Genomic DNA, 19233 nt, shown 5'->3' on the forward strand with positions numbered 1-19233 from the left:
TTATAATTAAAAAAATTATTAATTTAAATAAAAAGTAAATAATTCACATTTTGCAATTTAAAATGCGAATAAATGTGCTATAATAATTTTGTTATATTCGGAAAAGGACCAGTTTTATCTCAATTAAAACTGGTCCTTTTTTTAGAAAGAGAGGGCAGTGAGGTTGTTAGCAGAGAGATAGAAAATAGAGAACATAGCAAGACATCAAACGAAATTACATTAAAAAAGGGAGAGCTTGATACATGAAATTACATGCAAAAGCAAAAAAAGTACTAGTGAGCTTAATAGCATTTATGTTATTCTTTTCACTACTACCTGGTTATGCACCAATGGCAGAGGAGACCTCGGCAGTAGTGGATGCACCAGAAAAGAAAGCGGGAGAACAAGCACCAACAGAAGTTAAAGAAGAACGAACAGAAAATGAAATAGTTTATGATAATCACGACGGGAGTTTTACAAAACAAATCTTTGCGGATCCTATTAATATGGAAGTTGATGGGGATTTAAAACGCATTGATGCGAATGTAGAGAAAGAATCAGATTCTGATATGATAGTTCCAAAACAAACTCCATTAGAATTAGGCTTTTTAGAAAAAATGGAAGACGGAGCATATCAGAAATTAACAAAGGCTGGAGCAGAAGTGACTTTTCGCTTAAAAGGAGCTCGTACAGGCGAAAATGAACAAGCAGTGACAGACCAATCAGCTACGTATGAAGAAAATGAAGTTACTTATAAGGATGTGTTTTCTAAAACAGATCTAAGACATTTAACTTTTCCACAATCAGTTAAAGAAGATTTAGTATTACATGAACCTAATCAAGTAGATACTTATGTTTATCAAATTGAAACGAAACTAGATGTAAAGCTAGCAGAGAATGGCGATGTGCTATTCAAAAATAAAACAGGCGATACAATGTATACGCTTCCGAAACCAGTAATGACAGATTCTAATGTTGGAGCTGAAACAGGGGAAGCAGAATTATCTGAAAATGCTTCATTTGAAATTAAACCACTGACAAAAACAGTATATGAATTACAATTAAAAGTAGATACTGCATGGTTAAATGATGCCGCACGTGAGTATCCGGTCTATATTGATCCATCTATCCGGTTAGATGAAGTTTACAATGCTAACATAAATTCCGCTAAACCAACAGAGAATAATATCGGAAGTAAGCTTTGGGATTCTGGACAAAATGCTTACACTTTAAAACTCGGTAAATGGGATAGCTCCACAGGAAATAACGCAGCCTATTTAAAAATGGATACATCTACTTTAAATAAAGCGACTATTTCTAAAGCGACTTTAAAAGTCTATAATATTTGGCATATGTCATCCACTGTAAAAAATGATTTATGGTATTACGAATCAAACGCAAACTGGTCTCCTTGGCAAGTTACTTGGAATAATGCTCCAGCAGCAACACGACTTGGTAGCGTTAATGTAGGCCGAGGCGAGTGGGCGAACCTAGATGTTACGAATACTGTTCAAGCATGGGCAACTGGTACCAGAGCGAACAATGGTTTCCGTTTAGGTACTAACATTGATCAAAACTATTGGAAAAAAGTAGTAGCAAGTGAAAATAATAAAAACTATCCATATCTAGAAGTGAATTATACGTATACACAACCAGAAAAACCTACTGTGAAGACGAATTCAAATGGTATTGGAACTGGAACAGGATTTATGGACCTGTCATGGAAAGCTGTGCCTGGAGCAACTAGCTATAATATCGTTATTTCAAACGGTTATAATTATGAATATTTCAATACAGGAAGTACAGCGACCTCGTGGAGCACAAAAGGTAAAAAAATATTCCCAACCGCTGCTGAAATTGCTGATGGCGATTTTGAATTCCACCACGACGGTAAAGGTGTGGAATTCGCTCTTGATCCACGTGAACAATATGAAAATGCCTATCAAGCTGGAAGCACTTTTGGCTTACGTAATTTAACGCGCTATCTTTTCAGAGTACAAGCCGTTTATCCAGGCGGAGCAAGTCCGGTTTCTGATTTAGTATTCGCTTACATGCCAATCGAAAAACCACAACCCCCTGCTGCGAAAGCGTATTCTAACTTAGCTCATAAAGAGACTGGATATGTGGAACTTAACTGGGAAAAGAGTCCAATGGCAGATGGCTACAAAGTTCTTGTTTTCAACGGGAAATCATATGAAGAATATGATGTCGGGGCAGAAACAAAGTGGACAACCCAGAACAAAGGCATTTGGCCGACTAAAGAAGAGATTGCTGAAGGGAAATTCGCTCTTCATCATGACGGGAAAGGCGATGAACTCGCAAAAGATCCTTCCTCAGTATATACCAATTCTGGCGGGAATTATAAAGAGCGCACAAACTACTGGTTCCGCGTTGTCGCTTATCAAAAAGCGGGAAATAACGCAACTAGCGTGCAATCAGAACCAGCCACACCATCTATTCCAGAAGCACTCAATAAACAACTAGGAATGGTAGATTACTGGACAAGTGTGCCAGTTCGTGGCGGCGAAGTGAACGCTACAAACGGAAACTTTTTATTCCATGAAACAGATTTCAACTTAGAAGGCCGTGGTCCAAGCATTAATGTCGACCGTACGTTTAATAGCCAAGATGACGCAACTGGCATTTTCGGTAAAGGCTGGACAAGTACGCTCGAAGAAAAACTCGTAGAAGAAGAAAATGGTAATATCGTTTGGGTGGAATCGGACAAGAAAATCCATCGTTTCACTAAAAAAGGCGATAAATACGAAGCGCCACCAGGCATTTATTCAGAAATCACTAAAAATGCAGATGGTTATTTAAAAATAGAAGAAGATAAGTCAGAAACACGCTTTTTAGCTGACGGACGATTAAAATCTGAAAAAGACACAAAAGGTAATGAATTAACTTATACCTATACTGATGGTAAACTAACAAGCTTGCGCGATGCTTCCGGACGTACCGTTACTTTAGCGTATGATGGTGAGCTAGTAAAAGAACTTGTCGGACCAGAGAGTCGTAAAATAAGCTATACTTATAATGACAAACAAGAGCTAATCAGTTCATCCACTGCTCGCGGGAAAATATATCGCTATGGCTATACAGATGGCTTATTAACATCGATTTATGATCCAAAACATACAGAAGAAAAACCATACGCAACAACTTTTGCTTATGAAGAAGAAAAACTAACAGAAATAACCGACCCAATCGGCAAAAAAACAACCCTTTCTTATGACAAAGAAGGACAGCAAATTACTTTAACAAATGAGAAAAAGAAGAAAACCATTTACTCATACAATGATGCTGGAAATCCAAAGAAAGAAATCGTGGATGCAGATGGTCTCAAACTGACAACGACCTACACGTATGAATCAAACAACCTAGTAAAAGAAGTGAATCCTAAGGGACAAGAAGAAACGTATTCTTACGATGCTGATGGTAATATCACGCAAGCGACAGATGCTTACGGAACAGAATCATACACGTATAATGATAACAATGATGTGACAAGCGCAACTGACACAGAGGGACGCAAAACGACTGTTGCATATGACGGAGCAGATGCTGTATCTGAAACACTTGCGACAGAATCTCAAGTTTCCTCTGTAACGCAATATGACGCATATGGTAATCCAGTACGAGGAAGCGGTGAACTTTCTTCAGGCGGTAATTTACTTCAAAATAGCGGCTTTGAAAAAGGGGCGGGCGTCTCCAACTGGACATTGATTCAGTCTGATGCAAAAGGAAGTATGACGTTTGACACTACACAGAAAGCTCCGGGATCATTAGGTGGGAGTGGCTCAGTTAAATTAACAAGTGAAGCAAATTCTACCGTAAAAGGTTATTCATCTGTTACCCAACGTGTGGATGTAGAACCAGAAACGACTTATACATTTAGCGCCTGGATTAAAACATCTGGAATGACAAACGCCGATGCAATTCTCATTGGCCGTTTACAAGATGCGAATGCAAAAGACATTACAGATGCCGGCGTGTGGCAATCCAACCGTGCGACATCCATCCAAAAGAATGGCGACTGGGTAAAACGCCAATTAACCTTTAAAACATCCAAAAACACGCGCCAAGTATTGCTTTATTTGGACAACGAACAACCAGCTCCACATAAAGGAAAAGGAACCATTTGGTACGACAATGTTCAATTTGAAAAAGGCAGTGTTGCTTCCAGTTACAACCCGGTAGTCAACAGCAGTTTTGAAGAGCACAATGGAACGCTTCCGACTGGCTGGGCACGTTCAGGAAATACCGCACTTACACAAGCAAAAGTAGTAGATAATGAAAGCTTTAGTGGAGATAGTGCCGTTTATTTTGAACGAAAAGCAACAAGTGAAGCTTACACACACATTGCCCAGGATGTGCCAGTAAATCAAAAAGAAGCCAAAGCATTAACGATTTCCGCACTATCCAAATCAGAAGATGCCAAATCAAACGGTTCTGTTACAACAATGTCGAATGATTACTCCATATGGGGAACAATCAACTATCAAGATGGCACAACTTCTTCCGTACAAGGACAATTCCCGCTAGGAACCAATGACTGGAACCGAAGCGCAGTAGTAATTAAACCAACCAAACCAATCAAATCAGTTAAAGTTTACACCATGTTCCGCAACGGTTTAACCGGAAAAGCTTGGTTTGATGACGTACGTGTCATAGAAGGCGAAGTATTAACAAAAAATGAATACGACGCTTCCGGCAACTATGTAACAGCTAGCTATGATGAAGAAGGCCGCAAAATCAGCTTCACTTACGATATTTACGGCAACACTACATCCGAAACAGACGAAAAAGGCAATAAAAAAATATTAACCTATGATGCTGACAATGCACTTATAGATACAGAACTTGCGAATGGCACATCTGTAGCCTATAAGTACGATGACAATGGCAACACCACCGAAAAAAATGTCACTGCATCTGGCAAAACGCAAAAAAATATCTATGAATATGATGTAGATAACAAAATTACCGCATTTACCGATGCACTTAATCGCACAATCAAGTACGAATACGATGCAGCCGGTAATGAAACAAAAGCAATCATGCCAAATGGTCGCGTAACCGAAAGCACATACGATTCCGCTGACCGCATGGACGGGATTAAATGGAATGATAAACTAGCCTTTAAATTCCAATACGATCCAAACGGCAACCAAACAAAAGTAACCGACGAAATTAACAGCATCGTAACCGACAAAACCTACGACGATGCCAACCGAATCACCAAAGTAGCCGAACGAGGTGGCGACGTAAGCTACACTTACAAAGACAAACCAACAAAAGACAACAAAGGAAAAACAGACAAAGTCGGCGAAGTAGCCATTAACCACGGCGACTACACAGCAAAAACAAGCTACACATACAACGACTTAGACCGGAATACCCGCGTAAATGACGGAAGCAAAAACGCCTATTTCGAGTTTGACGAATTTGGAAACATCAACGTCTACACAGCAGGAAACGGCACCGCAGCCAACTACACCTACGATAGCACCCAAAAAGTCACCAACGCAGCTATTAGTAGCGCAAGCGGCACCCAAATTTTAGACGAAAACTACACCTATGACGCAGCAAGCAACCGTACAAGCATCGATAACAAACAAACTGGGAAAACAACCTACGAATACGATGCAGTCAACCAACTAACTAAAGAAACACTACCAGATGGCACCGTAAAAGCATACACATACGATGGCTTCGGAAACCGCACACAAGTAGCAATCAGCGGAAGCGAGACAAAAACAATTGCCGCAAGTTATAATGATGGTAATCAACTGGTTTCGTGGAACGGAGAAGCGCTGACGTATGACGCCAATGGTAACCGTACAAGCGATGGCAAGTACACGTATACATGGGATACCGGCGACCGTTTAAGCAGCATCACGAAAAAAGGTGCGAGCGAGCCATTTACGAGTTATACGTACGATGATGATAACCGCCGCTTGTCGAAAACAGTCGATGGCGTGACGACGAATTATCATTATGATGGCGATAGTATTGATGTTCTGTATGAGACTGATGGTGATGGAAAAGTAGTTCGTCAGTATGTTTATTCGGATGATAATGTTCGTTTAGCGATGAAGATGAATGGCAAAACCCTCTATTATCACTATAATGCGCATGGCGACGTGATTGCACTCACGGATGAAGCCGGTAAGATTGTCGCAGAATATGCGTATGATGCTTGGGGCAATGTGCTGAAAAACACTGCCTCTACAGAAGAAGCCAAAGCCAATCCTTATGGTTATGCGGGATATACGTATGACAAGGAAATCAAACAATATTACTTGATGGCGCGTTATTATGAACCAGAGCAAGGCGTGTTTACCGCATATGATCCAGACCCAGGCGATGAAGACGACCCGCAGACGATGAATGGGTATAATTATGTTGGAAATAATCCTGTAAATAAAATTGATCCAGATGGTAAATTTTGGCAGTATGCAACAGCTGCTGGTATTGGAGCTGTTGTTGGAGCGGGAAGATACTATATTGGAAATAAATTGAGAGGTAAGAAATCAACTTGGAAGGGCGCAGGGAAAGCAGCTTTATATGGTGCTGGTAATGGTCTTATGTGGACAGGTGCAGGTAGAGTTTTTGGATTTGTATCTAAAGGTAAGGCAGTTTTACGCGCTGTTAAAACGAAACGTCCGTTGAAAAATATAGGTCAATATACAAGACACATTCGCAGGTTTGTAACAAAACCAGTAAAGCATCTAAAGAAAACCCCTGTTAGACGGTTAAAGGGTCTACAGAAAGCTAGAATGAATTCTACAAAAGCAAAATTAGTTCGTATGTCAAATGCAATTCAGAGGCATAGATAACTGTATTGCAGTAAAAAAGTTATAGGAGGTTATCATGGTTCAATTTATTATCCATATATTAATAAATTTTATTACATTTGCAATTTGTGTCATACCGTTTTATCTTTCAGAAAAAACTAAAGGTATCTTGGAAAAAATAGGTGGAAGCATATTTTTTGCGGGGCTTATAATAGTTGGAACGGGTATTTATATAAGCAATAGTTATACCCTGAAATCATATATTTATGTGATTTTGGTAGTGCAAATAATTATTTTGTGCATCGAGCTTATATTAGTGTTATGGAGTAAACGTAAAGGAAAGTCTCCAATTTTATCTATCCTATCAGCAATATTAGCTATAGGTGCGTTAGGGGTATATATTTATTACGTCGTAGCGAGCTTTATTTATTGAATAAGGGCTTATAGGTGGAATTCTAAAATCGAGTAATTATTATGTCATAGCGGTTAATGAAAAATAAACTTGGATGCAAAATGTTTTTGTGAAATACTGCTTCAAAATGTCAAGAAGCAACTAAATAAGTAGTCACTTGTTCATCACGCAAAGACGATTTTTTTGCTGGTTACATTGAAGCTATTACTACGAACGACATCATGTTTAGCGCAAGGCGTTCTGATGGTTATGAGGGAGGGGATGTTTTTTCATTAGGAACAGTGTATCGAATAGAAATTGATACAACCTATTTGAACATCGCAGAACTGCTCGCCAAACATCTCAACCAAGCAAAAAATTTCTATTCGAAATCGTATCAGATTGTGTATTCAAAAATGAAGAGCTGGTCGGTATGGACATCATTTGAAACGAAATACTACAAGTGGTTAGGCTCATTGCCAAACGAATATGAAGGTCAATTAGACGGAAAACGCTGGATAAAAAAACAAATATCCTCTCTATTGGTTTCGGTGCTAACATAGAACAAGATTTGATGAACAAACTAAAAAATTGAGAATAAGCCTTTCACTTATACAGGGAGGGCTTATTCTTTAAAAAGCTAATCAGGATTATTGATTTATAGGTATGAAGAAAATAATGTTAGACAAAAATCACTCATGCATTACATGAGACGAATATTTACCCTCCTATTAAGATGACTCTAGCATAACTGAAGCAGAACAAAATTATATTTATTTTTTCAAAAGTCCAGAACATATTTCAGAGCAAGAACTACAAGACATATGTGCTATTTTTGATGAGTATATGCTTTCTGCTTATTTTTAAAAGGAGACACTACCCCAGCTGAAAATAAATTATTATTATATAAAAAAAGGAATGGAAGCCTAGAAAAGATATAGAAATAGAGGATGGAATAATGCTAGAGCTTCTACCAGTTTCTGACATCACGGCAATAGAGATATTTTCAAAAGAAATAGACTTGGCTGGATTTTTCAAATGAACTACTAAAACATAACGAAGGAGAAACTCATTGGATGCGAAACAATTACTCCAAACATTAAAAAATACTCCAAATGAAACTCAAATGCTAAAAATTATACCAAAACTAGGCAAATACGCAAAAGGAAAAACGGTCGAAAATGCTTTAGCAAGTCTATCAGAATCAAGTAGTGAGAAAATTCGAGCTGCTGCGATAGACGCTTTACTAACTAACTCTCATAAACACATCAAGAAATTAGTAACGGCTCATATGACTGATACAAATGAGGTTAAAACAAAGTGTTTCGAGTATATGGGTTATCACAGGATGAAGCAAGCAGAGCCTATTCTTTTAGCACATTTAAATGACGCTGATCGTTGGGTTCGGTATTTTGCAATTTTAAATCTTGGTGATATGGGGGCTTATGACGTAATAGAGGATGTAGAAAAACATTTAGAAAATGAAACCAGTGACGTGGTGAAATCAGGATGTTACTTAACCTTGGTTTTATTAAGTGAGACGGAAGCTGAAAAGGATTATTATGAACAAAAGCTAATCCAATTACTAAATTCATCCGATGAAGTAGCACGATATGTAACGATTAATAATTTAGCAGATCTAAAAAATCATCTCAAAAGAGAGCCAATAATTAATGCTTTTTATGCTCGGCTGCAAATTGAATCAGATGAAGAAAATATAACTACACTAAAAAACGCAATTCGATCATTGAAATATTGGTGAGAATTAATTTGATAACTGGAAATAGGATGAAGTTCTTGGTTTTAAAGATGGAAAAGTACTAAATGAAAAACAACTAGATAATTTTCGGAAAATCCTGATTCAAGAAAAGGGGATAATTAATTGGAAAAAATAATGCTGAAAAAGAAGACCTATGCTAATTTTAATAACGAATTTGCTAAGGTATTTAATTCAGATAATTCCCTACCTGAAAATATTTTCAATACTAAGTTCTATAATTTTTTCGTTTATGATATGGATTATTTTTACGAAGAAACAGGGTGGGAATGGATTTTACAAATTTCATCTAATAATAAAGTGAAAAACTTGTTCTTTACCAGCGCAACTGAAAAAAATTCAAACTATACTATAGCCGAGATTCCTACTTCGCTTGAGCCTAAACAGATTTTAGAGCAAATTGATATTTTAGAAAACGAATCTGAGGATAAAAAGAACACTTTCTTTTTATCCTTCAATGAAGCTTGTTTGTTTTCTAATGTAAGTAATTGGGGACTATATTTTGTTAATGAATTTAATTTCGTTATTTTAGCTTTGGAGGAAGATTTTCCCAAACAAGATGCATTTTTCCATTTAGAAAGAATGACTAAAGAAGAATTTACCAAACATTTTCAAGAATGGTCCGTTTGGCTTGAAAAAGATAATTTGAATTTTTTAAAAGAGTTTAATAAAGTGTTTTTTACTAAAAATTAAGTGATTATGAAACCCTAAGGAAGAACCAAAAATGTTCACGCTGGATGTACGTATGACAAGGAAATCGAACAATATTACTTGATGGCGCGTATATAAACTAGAGAAAGGCGTATTTACAGTATACGATTCGGACCCAAGCGATGAATGGGTATGCTTGTAAATATGGAAAAAAGGAAGTGATAAGGACGATGAAGCTCAAAAAAATGGATGAAGACTATATAAAAGAGTGTTCAACTGAGATAGGAATTGTAGATTGTGATGCAATATATATTTATGAGTTTGATGAAGAAAACGAAATAGATAGTATTTGTAAAGAATTCGGGAATAAAATGCGTACAATTTATTTGCTCGATGATTTTGAAGTAGATGATAGACCAGATTTAGAAGATTTAGAAGATGGATTTTTTCGTTTGGATTTAAAAAATACTAGTTTTAATATGAAGAAATGGTTGATTCAGTTGTTTTTATATGGTTCAAGTTCAACACAGCTAAACCGTTTATTTCTTTTTCAACCTAGTGAAGAGAATCAGGACATATCTAAAGAAATCCAAATAAAATATAACCAAATTATCATCGTACCCGTTTTCGATGTGACAGCAGTAGCATTATTTGGTAAGGGGAGTGAAGCAGTAACTTTTTTAGAATCATTCCACTAAACATAAGTTGGTGTGTTACAGAAAATGTCCCCAAAATTCATGTACGAAAGATTACTAAAATGCCAAGAAGCAAATAAACTAGTAGCCATCTACGCGTCACGCGAAGACGAATATTTCGAGGCGGGCTACATTGAAGCAGTTACAGCGAGTGATGTTATGTTCCGCTCGCGACGTTCGGACGGTTACGAAGAGGGACATGTTGTTCTCCCGTTAGAATTAGTGTATCGAATAGAAATTGACACGGCGCATTTAAAAACAGCCGAACTACTCGCAAAACATCTTAATCAACCAATCAGCGCAGGATTATTTGAGAAAGCACCAAACAAAAAGCATTCTCTTTTCGAAATTGCCGCTGATTATGTATACCAAAGTAAAGAGATAATCTTTATTGACATTATTGGAGACGAGACGCCAGCAATTGGAATGATCGCTGAAAACGAATATGAAGGATTAGAAATTACTTTAGTGGATGACGAAGGTCGATTAGATGGAACTTGTTGGATAAAAAAAGAAGATATTCTAGCCCTGCGTTTCGGCGGCAGTGTAGAACAAGATTTGATGAACAAACTAAAAAAATAAACTAAGAATAAGCCCTCCACTTTTATAGGAGGGCTTATTATAAAAGTAAGAGAAGTAAATAACCAAATTAGGAGATTGAAATGGATTCAATTTTGAAATTAATAATGGATTTGGAATTCATCGGCATAATTATAATGTGTATAGTTATTATAGATTTTAAGAAAGACAACTTCTTTTCTAGGTGTATGCAAGTATTAATATTATTAACTTTATTTGCGGTTACGGGAATAACTATCTACTTTTAAGAAGGATCGGGGGATAATATGTTACTTGTGATAATAATATATTTTGTTTTTCTACTTTTATTAATTATTGGCTATGAAACGAGACGTAAGAAAAACAATAAAACTGTCCTTAACAGTATTGCTATCATTATTTTCCTGCTAGCCCTTATAGTTTATTGTATAATGCTAGTCCCTCGGTTGGGTATTTAAGGAATAAAAATTTTAGAAAGTCTATTACAAAATGCAGTGAACAAACGTGAGGAGGAACAACATGATATACAGTGTAGGTATGACTACTATGGAGTCATATGATGAAAAAGAACAAGAGTATTTTAGTATTATGTCTGAAATAAGAACGGTGGTAAATCCACTATTTGATAAATATGATATATATGAATATACAGTAGATAGAAAGAAGCGAAGTGATCTAGCATTCCCATTAAAGCCTAAGCGTTTTCTAAACATTTTTAAGTCAGAGCCGCTGAGGGAAAACCCTGGAATAATGGAATATAACAAATTTATAATTGTAACTAAAGGAGTAGATATAAAGGCATTACTTAGCGGAGTGTCAGACCTTAATAGACGCGAAAACATTGAATATTTTTTAGTGCAAAATACAATCATGACTTACCAGATTCTAGAAGGCGAAGTAATAAATTTCTATGCAAAAGACTTGAAATTTTTAGTTGAAGAATTAGCTTTATAGCGGTAGACGATGTGAGGCAAATAATTGCCAAATTAATTTAAGTCAAAGTCATTTATATATAAAATTTCAGAGTTAGAAGACCTACTGAGGCTTATCCTAGCAAGAGTACCAGAGCTGTGAAATTCAGAATGAAGGAGAAGAAAGTTTTTAGGAGGTGTGTGAATGTCTAGTTTCATATCTTCAGGATGTGTATATAAACAAAGTTCATATAAAAACCTAGTCAAAAAATATATTGATTTGATAAGTAGTACAGCAAATGTGGAAATTGAAAATATAGTTTGTTATAGTCCGGAAAGCGACTTATCTAGCACTAAAAGTTTGGAAGAAGTGAAAAAAGATAATAGTTTTTCAAAAGTGACTCATATTAATTGCAAGCAGATAAGAGATGATTGGGAATTTGTCGTACGTTTCTATGAGGAACATAACTATCAAGGGGTTTTATTTGATCTATCGTATGATTACTTGCCTGAGATGTTTTCAGCAAAAAGTTTGGAAAATAAATTAATCAGTATTTTAATAACTATTTATTCATATTATCCTTATTATTTTAGTTTTATTGACACAGAAGCAGAAGTGGATATGTTTCATAATCCTGGGAATATAGAACCTCTTGAAAGCCCATATGCAACATTAATTTATCCAAAAAATAATGACTTTCATGTGTATCTAAATACTTGGGAAATTGACGGTATAAGTGAGAGGAAGAAAAAGCATTATGTTATTAAGAATACACCATCCCACCGAACAAACTAAAAAAGAATTGGGGAAACAGAGATAAATGATTCATTTAAAAGGTATAACTACTGCGGGTGCTTATGATAATCAAGGTAAATATTTAGAAGAAATTCATGAAGATATTGAAAAAATAATGAAGCGGCTAATTCTTCAATTTGATATATATCAATTTCATATTTCCCGTAATTTCGAAGCAGCTGCTGATAAATCAGTCCTTGTGAAACAAACTAGATTTAGAAAGACATATATTCATTTTTATAAAGAGGATGAAGAACGATTTGAAGAGGGATCTAGCTATGACCAGTATTTTTTAGTAGAAAAAGATTGCGACATCTCTGAGCAGATAGATAAATTAGTGCTTAGCGAAATACCAAGGATAGAAAATATTAGAGCCAAATTGTTATCCGTTTTCCCATTATTAGTCATTTTATCAGATTCAAGTGAGTTAATGGCGTAGTCAATGGAAAAATCGAATTTAGAACTGATATAAATGCAGGAGGGATAAAGTGGGAAACCAAAAACAATCTATTGATTACTTTGAAGTTAAAGGGATTGCTAAATTTCGAAATATGTTACATAAAGCCTATAAAGATTTAACTTTTCCAGGACTAGACTTCCCGTATTGTGTACCTGACAAAGAATATAACTATTTATATTTCCCATTAGATGCATTTGAAAATACGAAAGAAGGAAATCGAATTTTATCCGTACTTTTGTTAGATAAAGAAAAAGATATATATTTTCACTCAGATGTTTTTGGAATGTTTTTAACAAGTTGGCTATTACTTGGAAAAATAAAAATAAAAAGTGTAGATGAATGGGATGGGGTATTCAGCGAGAACATCCTCACAAAAGGATCAAGAAATCCCATTAATTTAGTTGATATTAGCCCTACAATATTCCTGCTAGATGGGAGTATATTAATAAAGTTTGATCGTAGTTCTCATTTAGTCATCATTGGATTTTCTAATAAAATGGAGCAAATGAATAGTGAGATTCGACTTTCTAAAGATGAAGTGGTAGATTATTTTATTAAAAAAGATGCAGCAGATGAATCAGAAGCAGAAGATTTTAAAGAAGCATATTTAAAAAACTACTATTCAGTGAGCATTTAAGACTAAAAAATTAATAAAGAATCGTAATAACAATATAGAAAGTTGAATGAAAAATGGATTTTATTTTAAATATTTTAATTAATATTATAGCTTTTGTATGATTCTTAGTTGGTGGAAATGCAATTAAAAAAGAGGAGCAATTAATGGGAAAAGCGATTGGCAGTTTATCAATAGCTGGATTGGCCATAGTAGGAACGGGGTTAATTCTTTCTGGTGTAGAGGAACTGCACACATATATGTACATTATATTAGTAATTGAAATAGTGATACTTTTCGCAAATGTATTCATGAATTATTTAAGTAAATTCGGAAAATCGGAAGTTTTTATAGGTATAGGTGTATTAATCCTAACGATATTTAATTTATTTACTTATATAACTTATGTGGTTTTGACTTTTGTTTTTTATTGAAAAACTGTCGCTATAAAAGGAGGGAATTAGGAAACGATTATGATTGAATTTATTATCGATGTATCAATAAATTTTATTACATTTGCAATTTGTTTCATTCCGCTGCTTCTCTCAGAAAAAACTAAAGGTATCTTGGAAATCGTAGGTGCAAGCATACTTTTTGCGGGGATTATGATAGTTGGAACAGGTATTTTCATAAGCAGTAGTGAAACCCTGACTTCATATATTTATGTGATTTTGGTAGTGCAAGTAATTATTTTGTGCATCGAGCTTTTATTAGTTTTATGGAGTAAACGTAAAGGAAAGTCTACAATTTTATCTATCCTATCAGCAATATTAGCTATAGTCGCTTTAGGAATATATATTTATTATGTTATAGCGAGTTTTATTTATTGAAAATTATTTTCCAAAGATAGAAAAAATTTACAGAAAAGAATAATAATAAATGATGGAATGGACCCAAAATAATTATTAAGAAGATAAACACGTCATTGAAAAAGAAAATGAATATTTTAAATTAGCTGTTATTAATTAAGGATATCCAATTAGATAACGCGCATCTCGATGAAGTTCTATTTGTTTTTAGACTTTTAGCCAATTCAAACTTTCTTGTGCACATTATTTCTGGATATAAAATAGACAATATCTTGCACTATTCACAAAAAGGTACTATTTTTAAAAGAAATAAGGTAGTAGGGAAAATTGAGTTGCATCTTGAAAAAGATGAGTTTTTGATTATGTCGGATTATGATGGAAGCTCAGTTATAATCTTAAATAATGAATAAAAATGCGGATTTTAAGAAATTAGCCAAATCAGAAACCGGGTTGAACCAAAAATGTTCACAATATGCTGGATAAAAAAAGATATTCTAGCCATGCGATTAGGGTGCAGTGTAGAATTTGAGGCATGTTTTAAGAGATGAGTTGCATAGAATTGCTAACGAGGTATGAGTATTTGGAAGTAGTTCCTTATATCAAGAATTTGCTTCAACACATAGACATTGGAGTTCGCTTTACAGCATAAGAAGCTTTTGGGGATATGAATTGTAAGGAACAATTAATGGGATGAGAAAAGTATTTTCGAAGGAATAGATTTAGTACAGTTTTTCAAATGATGAAAAGATACTAGAGGCGGGAAATTAGTTATGAAAAACATAGATAATGACTTGTTTTTAAGAAAAAATCAATTAGAAGGCACGATGTATGTAGAATTTAAATACAGTTCCGCCGAAAAAGAATTTTGGAATGAAGATTCGTATTATATTAATAGCGATATTTTTGAATATTTACTTGATGTTTTTGAAAAAAGTAAAGCGGACTTCAGCATGTTTGGGGAGAATTATTTTAGTTTTGAGGAAGTAGATAATTTAATAAGTAGTTTAAAAAAGATAGACCTTGAAGGAATTGCAGATAAGGTTATAAAAAATAGTTTTAAAGAAAATAAACGCATTGAAAAAACACAAATAATAAACTCATTAATCAGCATGATTCAGAGGTTAGAGGCTTGGTTAGTAAAAGCGATTGAGTTAGACGTTATTGTAATTATACTAGGTATCTAATATACAGAATCCGCCAAAATGGAGATAGTTTTAATGAGAAGAGGAATGTGTATTTAACGGGAGTGAGAGTCATGATAAATTTAGAGTGGGAAGAATTAGATCGGTTAGAAGTAGATGAGAAGCTTGAACAAATTTTGAAATTCAGCTATGATGCTTGGATTTCAGATCCGAAGAATATTCGCTTTTTTGTAAGAGCGTTTTTCTTAAAGTGGTACTTACAAATTGATAACTTTGATATTGAGAGTTATGAAGAACAAGATGAAAAATTAAGATATATGTATAGTTATGGGGAGCAGGAACTACTTGATATTCCAGAAGTAAAATGGATTATGGGCTATTGCCTTTCACTTAATCCCGAGTGTTTTATGGGGGAAGAGGGTTACGATGATGTCCATTTAAAAGGAGAGAAATATCTCCACGAAGCTTCATTAGCTAATCCAGAAGATGTGTTTTTAAAAGATTCTTATTATACTGCTGGAGGAAAGAACGGAAAAGAACTTGTGAAATGGAAAAGTGAAAACAGAGAACAACTGACAAATTACCTGCAAGCAAACTTTAATTATGACTCCCTTTTCTCAGATTATTTTAAGGAAATGGTTACAATGGATTTTGGTGAAAAAATGCGAAAAAAAGGCATTTTAGAAAAGCTGTTTTCAAAACTGAAAAAGAGAGATAGGTATGAATAAAGCCAGTAATCCAAGAGCATTATAATAGGCCCATCCAAGTGGTAAAATAAGTCCCATTTAAGAAGGAGGTAGACACTATTCTAAAAATAAAAAAACAAGCACAATCTATTTATGCTTTTAAAGAAACTGGAGGAGAAGTGCTTAATTTCCAAATAGAAAAGGATTGTTTGAAACTTTTTTCTGGGGAAGAAATTTTATGTGAAATAAATGATGAAATAATTTCCAAACGGTATTTCAAAATTAAAAAAGTTAAATTATCTGATGAGAAAGTTTGTATTTTTTGTCATGATGGTGTTTACGATTATTTATTGATCTCATATACGGGGAAAAATTTAAAATATACATTGGGAGAAGGTGTGGCGGATTTTCTCGTCTTAAATGATGCAGCTTATGTTATTTATTCAGAAGAAGGTAAGTTTGGGAGTGAGGAGAATTTACCCATAGCACAATTAGGGCTTATTAAAATAGATATATTTATAGGAGAAATTACTGGGCTCTTGGATGACTGCATATTAGAAACACTCATTGATGTACATACAATGAGCTGTAATAATAAAACTATACGGATACTGTGTTATGAAGAAAATGATAATGACTTCACTTTAGACTATGATTTAACATCTAAAAAAGTTCAGAATAAAGTCATAATAAATTATACTGTGGATGGATTGTTGAGCGCGGGAGATAGTTTTTACGCTAGATATCAGAATCATATTTATCAGGTGAATGAAAGTATGGAAATTACGAAAGAAATCATTATAGATAAAAAAGTATATGATGAGGCATCCTCACTAAGTACCGGATATAGTGAAGTAGTTTTATAAAGCGAAAATGAATTCAGCATTGTACAGCTTTCTAAACTTTGAAGAAAGTCTATAGGGAAGAATTAGCATTAAAAATAAATAATCATTAATAGGGAGAAAATAATGTTAGACAAAAACCAATCATGTATCACAAAAGACGAATATTTATTCTCCTATCAAGAAGACTATGGCATTACTGAAGCAGATCATATGTGAGAGCAAGAATTACAAGTAGGAGGGAGATAAGATGAATAAAAAAAATAAATCTTGGAAATATTTTAAGTTAAGTTTATGCTTTTTGCTAGTAGTAATGGTAAATGTGTATTATTTATGGGAGTTACCAGGGTCTCGATCTATCATAGAGGTTAGTGTAGGTTTCATTCTGCTTGCAAATATATTTATGTTATTTGATTTAATTGAAAAAATGAATAAAAATAAAAAAATTCAAGGTTATCTTCAAACTATTTGTATAAGTATGTTTGTAATAGTTATTATAAGTTCATTTTTTTTATATTAAATTTTAAGGAGAAAATAAATATGCCTGATGTTTTAATCTTCCTGTTAATAGCAAATCTAATAATTTTAATCTATTTCCAAGTGTTTTCAGATAATACCCTTAAAAAATATAGAAATACATATATAATGACCGTTTTTTTGATTGTTTTTATGATTTTTGGATTATATGAGTACTATGCTATTAAGGGATTGTTTAATTAGTAAATTATTGATAGCTTTTTTGATCGAAATCTAATACGATTTATACCAACTAAGAAAGATGAAAAAATAGGTCCGCATAATTTTTCAAATGAACTACTAAAACGTAATTAAGGAGAAAACCATTGGATGCAAAACAATTACTCAAAAAATTAAAACATACTACCGAAGAAGCTCAAATGCTAAAAATTATACCAAAACTAGGCAAATACGCAAAAGGAAAAACAGTCGAAAATGCTCTAGTGGCTTCATCAAAATCGAATAGTGAAAAAGTCAGAGCCGCTTCGATAGATGCTTTACTAACGAATCCCCATAAGCGCATCAAGAAATTAGTAATGGCTCATATAAATGATACAAATGAGGTTAAAATGAAATGTTTTGAATATCTCGGCTATCACAGAATGAAGCAAGCAGAACCATTACTTTTAGCACATTTAAACGATGCTGATCATTGGGTTCGATATTTTGCAGTTTTAAATATTGGGGATATGAGTTCTTATGAATTGATAGAGAATGTGGAAAAACATTTAGAAAACGAAAATAATGATGTGGTTAGATCTGGAGGCTATTTAACCTTATACTTATTAAGTGAAACAGATGCAGACATGGAGTATAACAGACAAAAGCTCATAGAACTACTGAATTCAACAGATGAGGAAGCTCGATTTGTAACCATTAATACACTAACAGATATAGGGGCACATTTTGAAAAAGAAAAGGTAATTCAAGCGTTTTCTGAACGGTTAGAAATTGAAAAAGATAAAGATAATGTAGCAGTTTTAAAATGGGGAATTCGTGTATTGAAGTATTATAGATAAAAGCTTTTGGGAAAAAGAATACACCATTACCATCTGTTTTGGCAGAGAAATAGGATAAGGGGTATGAAAAATTAAGGCAAAAAAAACGTGTTTCTCCATTTTTTCCATCTGAGCAAATTTTACTTTAGCTAATGGATATTTAGAAATAGCCGTATTAGCCATTGATAAAAAGCTCGATGTGGATGTTAGTTGGTATGAGGATGAGGAGTATTGCTCTGTCGAAATAACTAAAAAGAGATTCAGTAATGGATTAATAAAGAATTATAGAAATTTTTCTTAGATGATATAGCACAACAAATTCAGCGGGGAGCTAGGAAATGAATATTCTCATTGGTTTAAGTTGTCTTATATTAAGCATATTAATATTCGGTATATGTTTTTACATTGCAGGAAAGGCAAGCAAAGAAGTAATTGCGTATATTTGGGCATGGCTTGGCATAGTTTTATCTTCTATAGGACTTATTATGTTCTGGATAATAGCTTAAAGCTTAAAGCTGAAAAAATTTAAAATCATATTTCAGCCAAGAGAAAAAGGTAGTCTACATTTTAGAAAAAAGTATTTCACGCTGGAATATCAAAAACAAATAA

Annotated in this window: 19 protein-coding genes and 1 pseudogene; all 20 read left to right on the top strand. The window is 34.1% G+C overall.

The annotated features are described in order from the left end of the window. Positions 1–242 precede the first annotated feature (242 nt). Complete coding sequence (locus LWE_RS02030; RefSeq protein WP_011701244.1) at positions 243–6821, top strand: DNRLRE domain-containing protein; 6579 nt, start codon at positions 243–245, stop codon at positions 6819–6821. A 34-nt stretch (positions 6822–6855) separates the two neighbouring features. Beyond that, on the top strand, positions 6856–7212 hold the full coding sequence (locus LWE_RS02035; protein WP_041176303.1) for a hypothetical protein: 357 nt from the start codon (positions 6856–6858) through the stop codon (positions 7210–7212). A 200-nt stretch (positions 7213–7412) separates the two neighbouring features. Beyond that, complete coding sequence (locus tag LWE_RS14650) at positions 7413–7733, top strand: hypothetical protein (RefSeq protein WP_162470220.1); 321 nt, start codon at positions 7413–7415, stop codon at positions 7731–7733. Between the two features lie 509 nt (positions 7734–8242). Further along, positions 8243–8932, top strand: a complete 690-nt coding sequence (locus LWE_RS02045) for a HEAT repeat domain-containing protein (protein ID WP_011701245.1) — start codon at positions 8243–8245, stop codon at positions 8930–8932. A gap of 120 nt (positions 8933–9052) precedes the next feature. Beyond that, a complete protein-coding gene (locus LWE_RS02050; protein ID WP_011701246.1) occupies positions 9053–9640 on the top strand; it encodes a hypothetical protein in 588 nt (195 codons plus the stop codon). Positions 9641–9676: 36 nt separating this feature from the next. Further along, positions 9677–9785, top strand: a pseudogene (locus LWE_RS14890) (RHS repeat domain-containing protein); the annotation flags it as partial. 58 nt (positions 9786–9843) lie between these two features. Next, entirely contained in the window at positions 9844–10296 is a 453-nt protein-coding gene (locus LWE_RS02055; RefSeq protein ID WP_228474473.1) for a hypothetical protein, read from the top strand. A 24-nt stretch (positions 10297–10320) separates the two neighbouring features. Then, entirely contained in the window at positions 10321–10875 is a 555-nt protein-coding gene (locus LWE_RS02060; protein ID WP_011701248.1) for a hypothetical protein, read from the top strand. Between the two features lie 495 nt (positions 10876–11370). Further along, entirely contained in the window at positions 11371–11805 is a 435-nt protein-coding gene (locus tag LWE_RS02065) for a hypothetical protein (protein ID WP_011701249.1), read from the top strand. A 162-nt stretch (positions 11806–11967) separates the two neighbouring features. Next, positions 11968–12558 (top strand): Imm64 family immunity protein, encoded by a 591-nt coding sequence (locus tag LWE_RS02070; protein ID WP_011701250.1) that lies wholly within the window; start codon positions 11968–11970, stop codon positions 12556–12558. 25 nt (positions 12559–12583) lie between these two features. Next, positions 12584–12997, top strand: a complete 414-nt coding sequence (locus tag LWE_RS02075; RefSeq protein ID WP_011701251.1) for a hypothetical protein — start codon at positions 12584–12586, stop codon at positions 12995–12997. Between the two features lie 49 nt (positions 12998–13046). Further along, positions 13047–13655 (top strand): hypothetical protein, encoded by a 609-nt coding sequence (locus LWE_RS02080; RefSeq protein ID WP_011701252.1) that lies wholly within the window; start codon positions 13047–13049, stop codon positions 13653–13655. 143 nt (positions 13656–13798) lie between these two features. Then, positions 13799–14065 carry a hypothetical protein gene (locus LWE_RS02085; RefSeq protein ID WP_011701253.1) on the top strand — a complete coding sequence of 89 codons (267 nt, stop codon included), beginning with the start codon at positions 13799–13801 and terminating at the stop codon, positions 14063–14065. Positions 14066–14104: 39 nt separating this feature from the next. Continuing rightward, the gene (locus tag LWE_RS02090; RefSeq protein ID WP_041176304.1) at positions 14105–14461 is read left to right on the top strand and encodes a hypothetical protein; all 357 of its coding nucleotides are present in this window, start codon (positions 14105–14107) and stop codon (positions 14459–14461) included. Between the two features lie 749 nt (positions 14462–15210). After that, on the top strand, positions 15211–15624 hold the full coding sequence (locus LWE_RS02095; RefSeq protein ID WP_011701254.1) for a hypothetical protein: 414 nt from the start codon (positions 15211–15213) through the stop codon (positions 15622–15624). Positions 15625–15695: 71 nt separating this feature from the next. Beyond that, entirely contained in the window at positions 15696–16310 is a 615-nt protein-coding gene (locus tag LWE_RS02100) for a hypothetical protein (protein ID WP_011701255.1), read from the top strand. A 77-nt stretch (positions 16311–16387) separates the two neighbouring features. After that, complete coding sequence (locus LWE_RS02105; RefSeq protein ID WP_049789852.1) at positions 16388–17134, top strand: hypothetical protein; 747 nt, start codon at positions 16388–16390, stop codon at positions 17132–17134. A 226-nt stretch (positions 17135–17360) separates the two neighbouring features. Next, the gene (locus tag LWE_RS02110; protein ID WP_041176305.1) at positions 17361–17630 is read left to right on the top strand and encodes a hypothetical protein; all 270 of its coding nucleotides are present in this window, start codon (positions 17361–17363) and stop codon (positions 17628–17630) included. Between the two features lie 322 nt (positions 17631–17952). Continuing rightward, a complete protein-coding gene (locus tag LWE_RS02120) occupies positions 17953–18645 on the top strand; it encodes a HEAT repeat domain-containing protein (protein WP_011701258.1) in 693 nt (230 codons plus the stop codon). Between the two features lie 317 nt (positions 18646–18962). Beyond that, a complete protein-coding gene (locus tag LWE_RS14615; protein WP_157738614.1) occupies positions 18963–19130 on the top strand; it encodes a hypothetical protein in 168 nt (55 codons plus the stop codon). The last annotated feature ends 103 nt before the right edge of the window (positions 19131–19233 follow it).

This window comes from Listeria welshimeri serovar 6b str. SLCC5334, assembly GCF_000060285.1.
In the GTDB taxonomy this organism is placed as follows: domain Bacteria; phylum Bacillota; class Bacilli; order Lactobacillales; family Listeriaceae; genus Listeria; species Listeria welshimeri.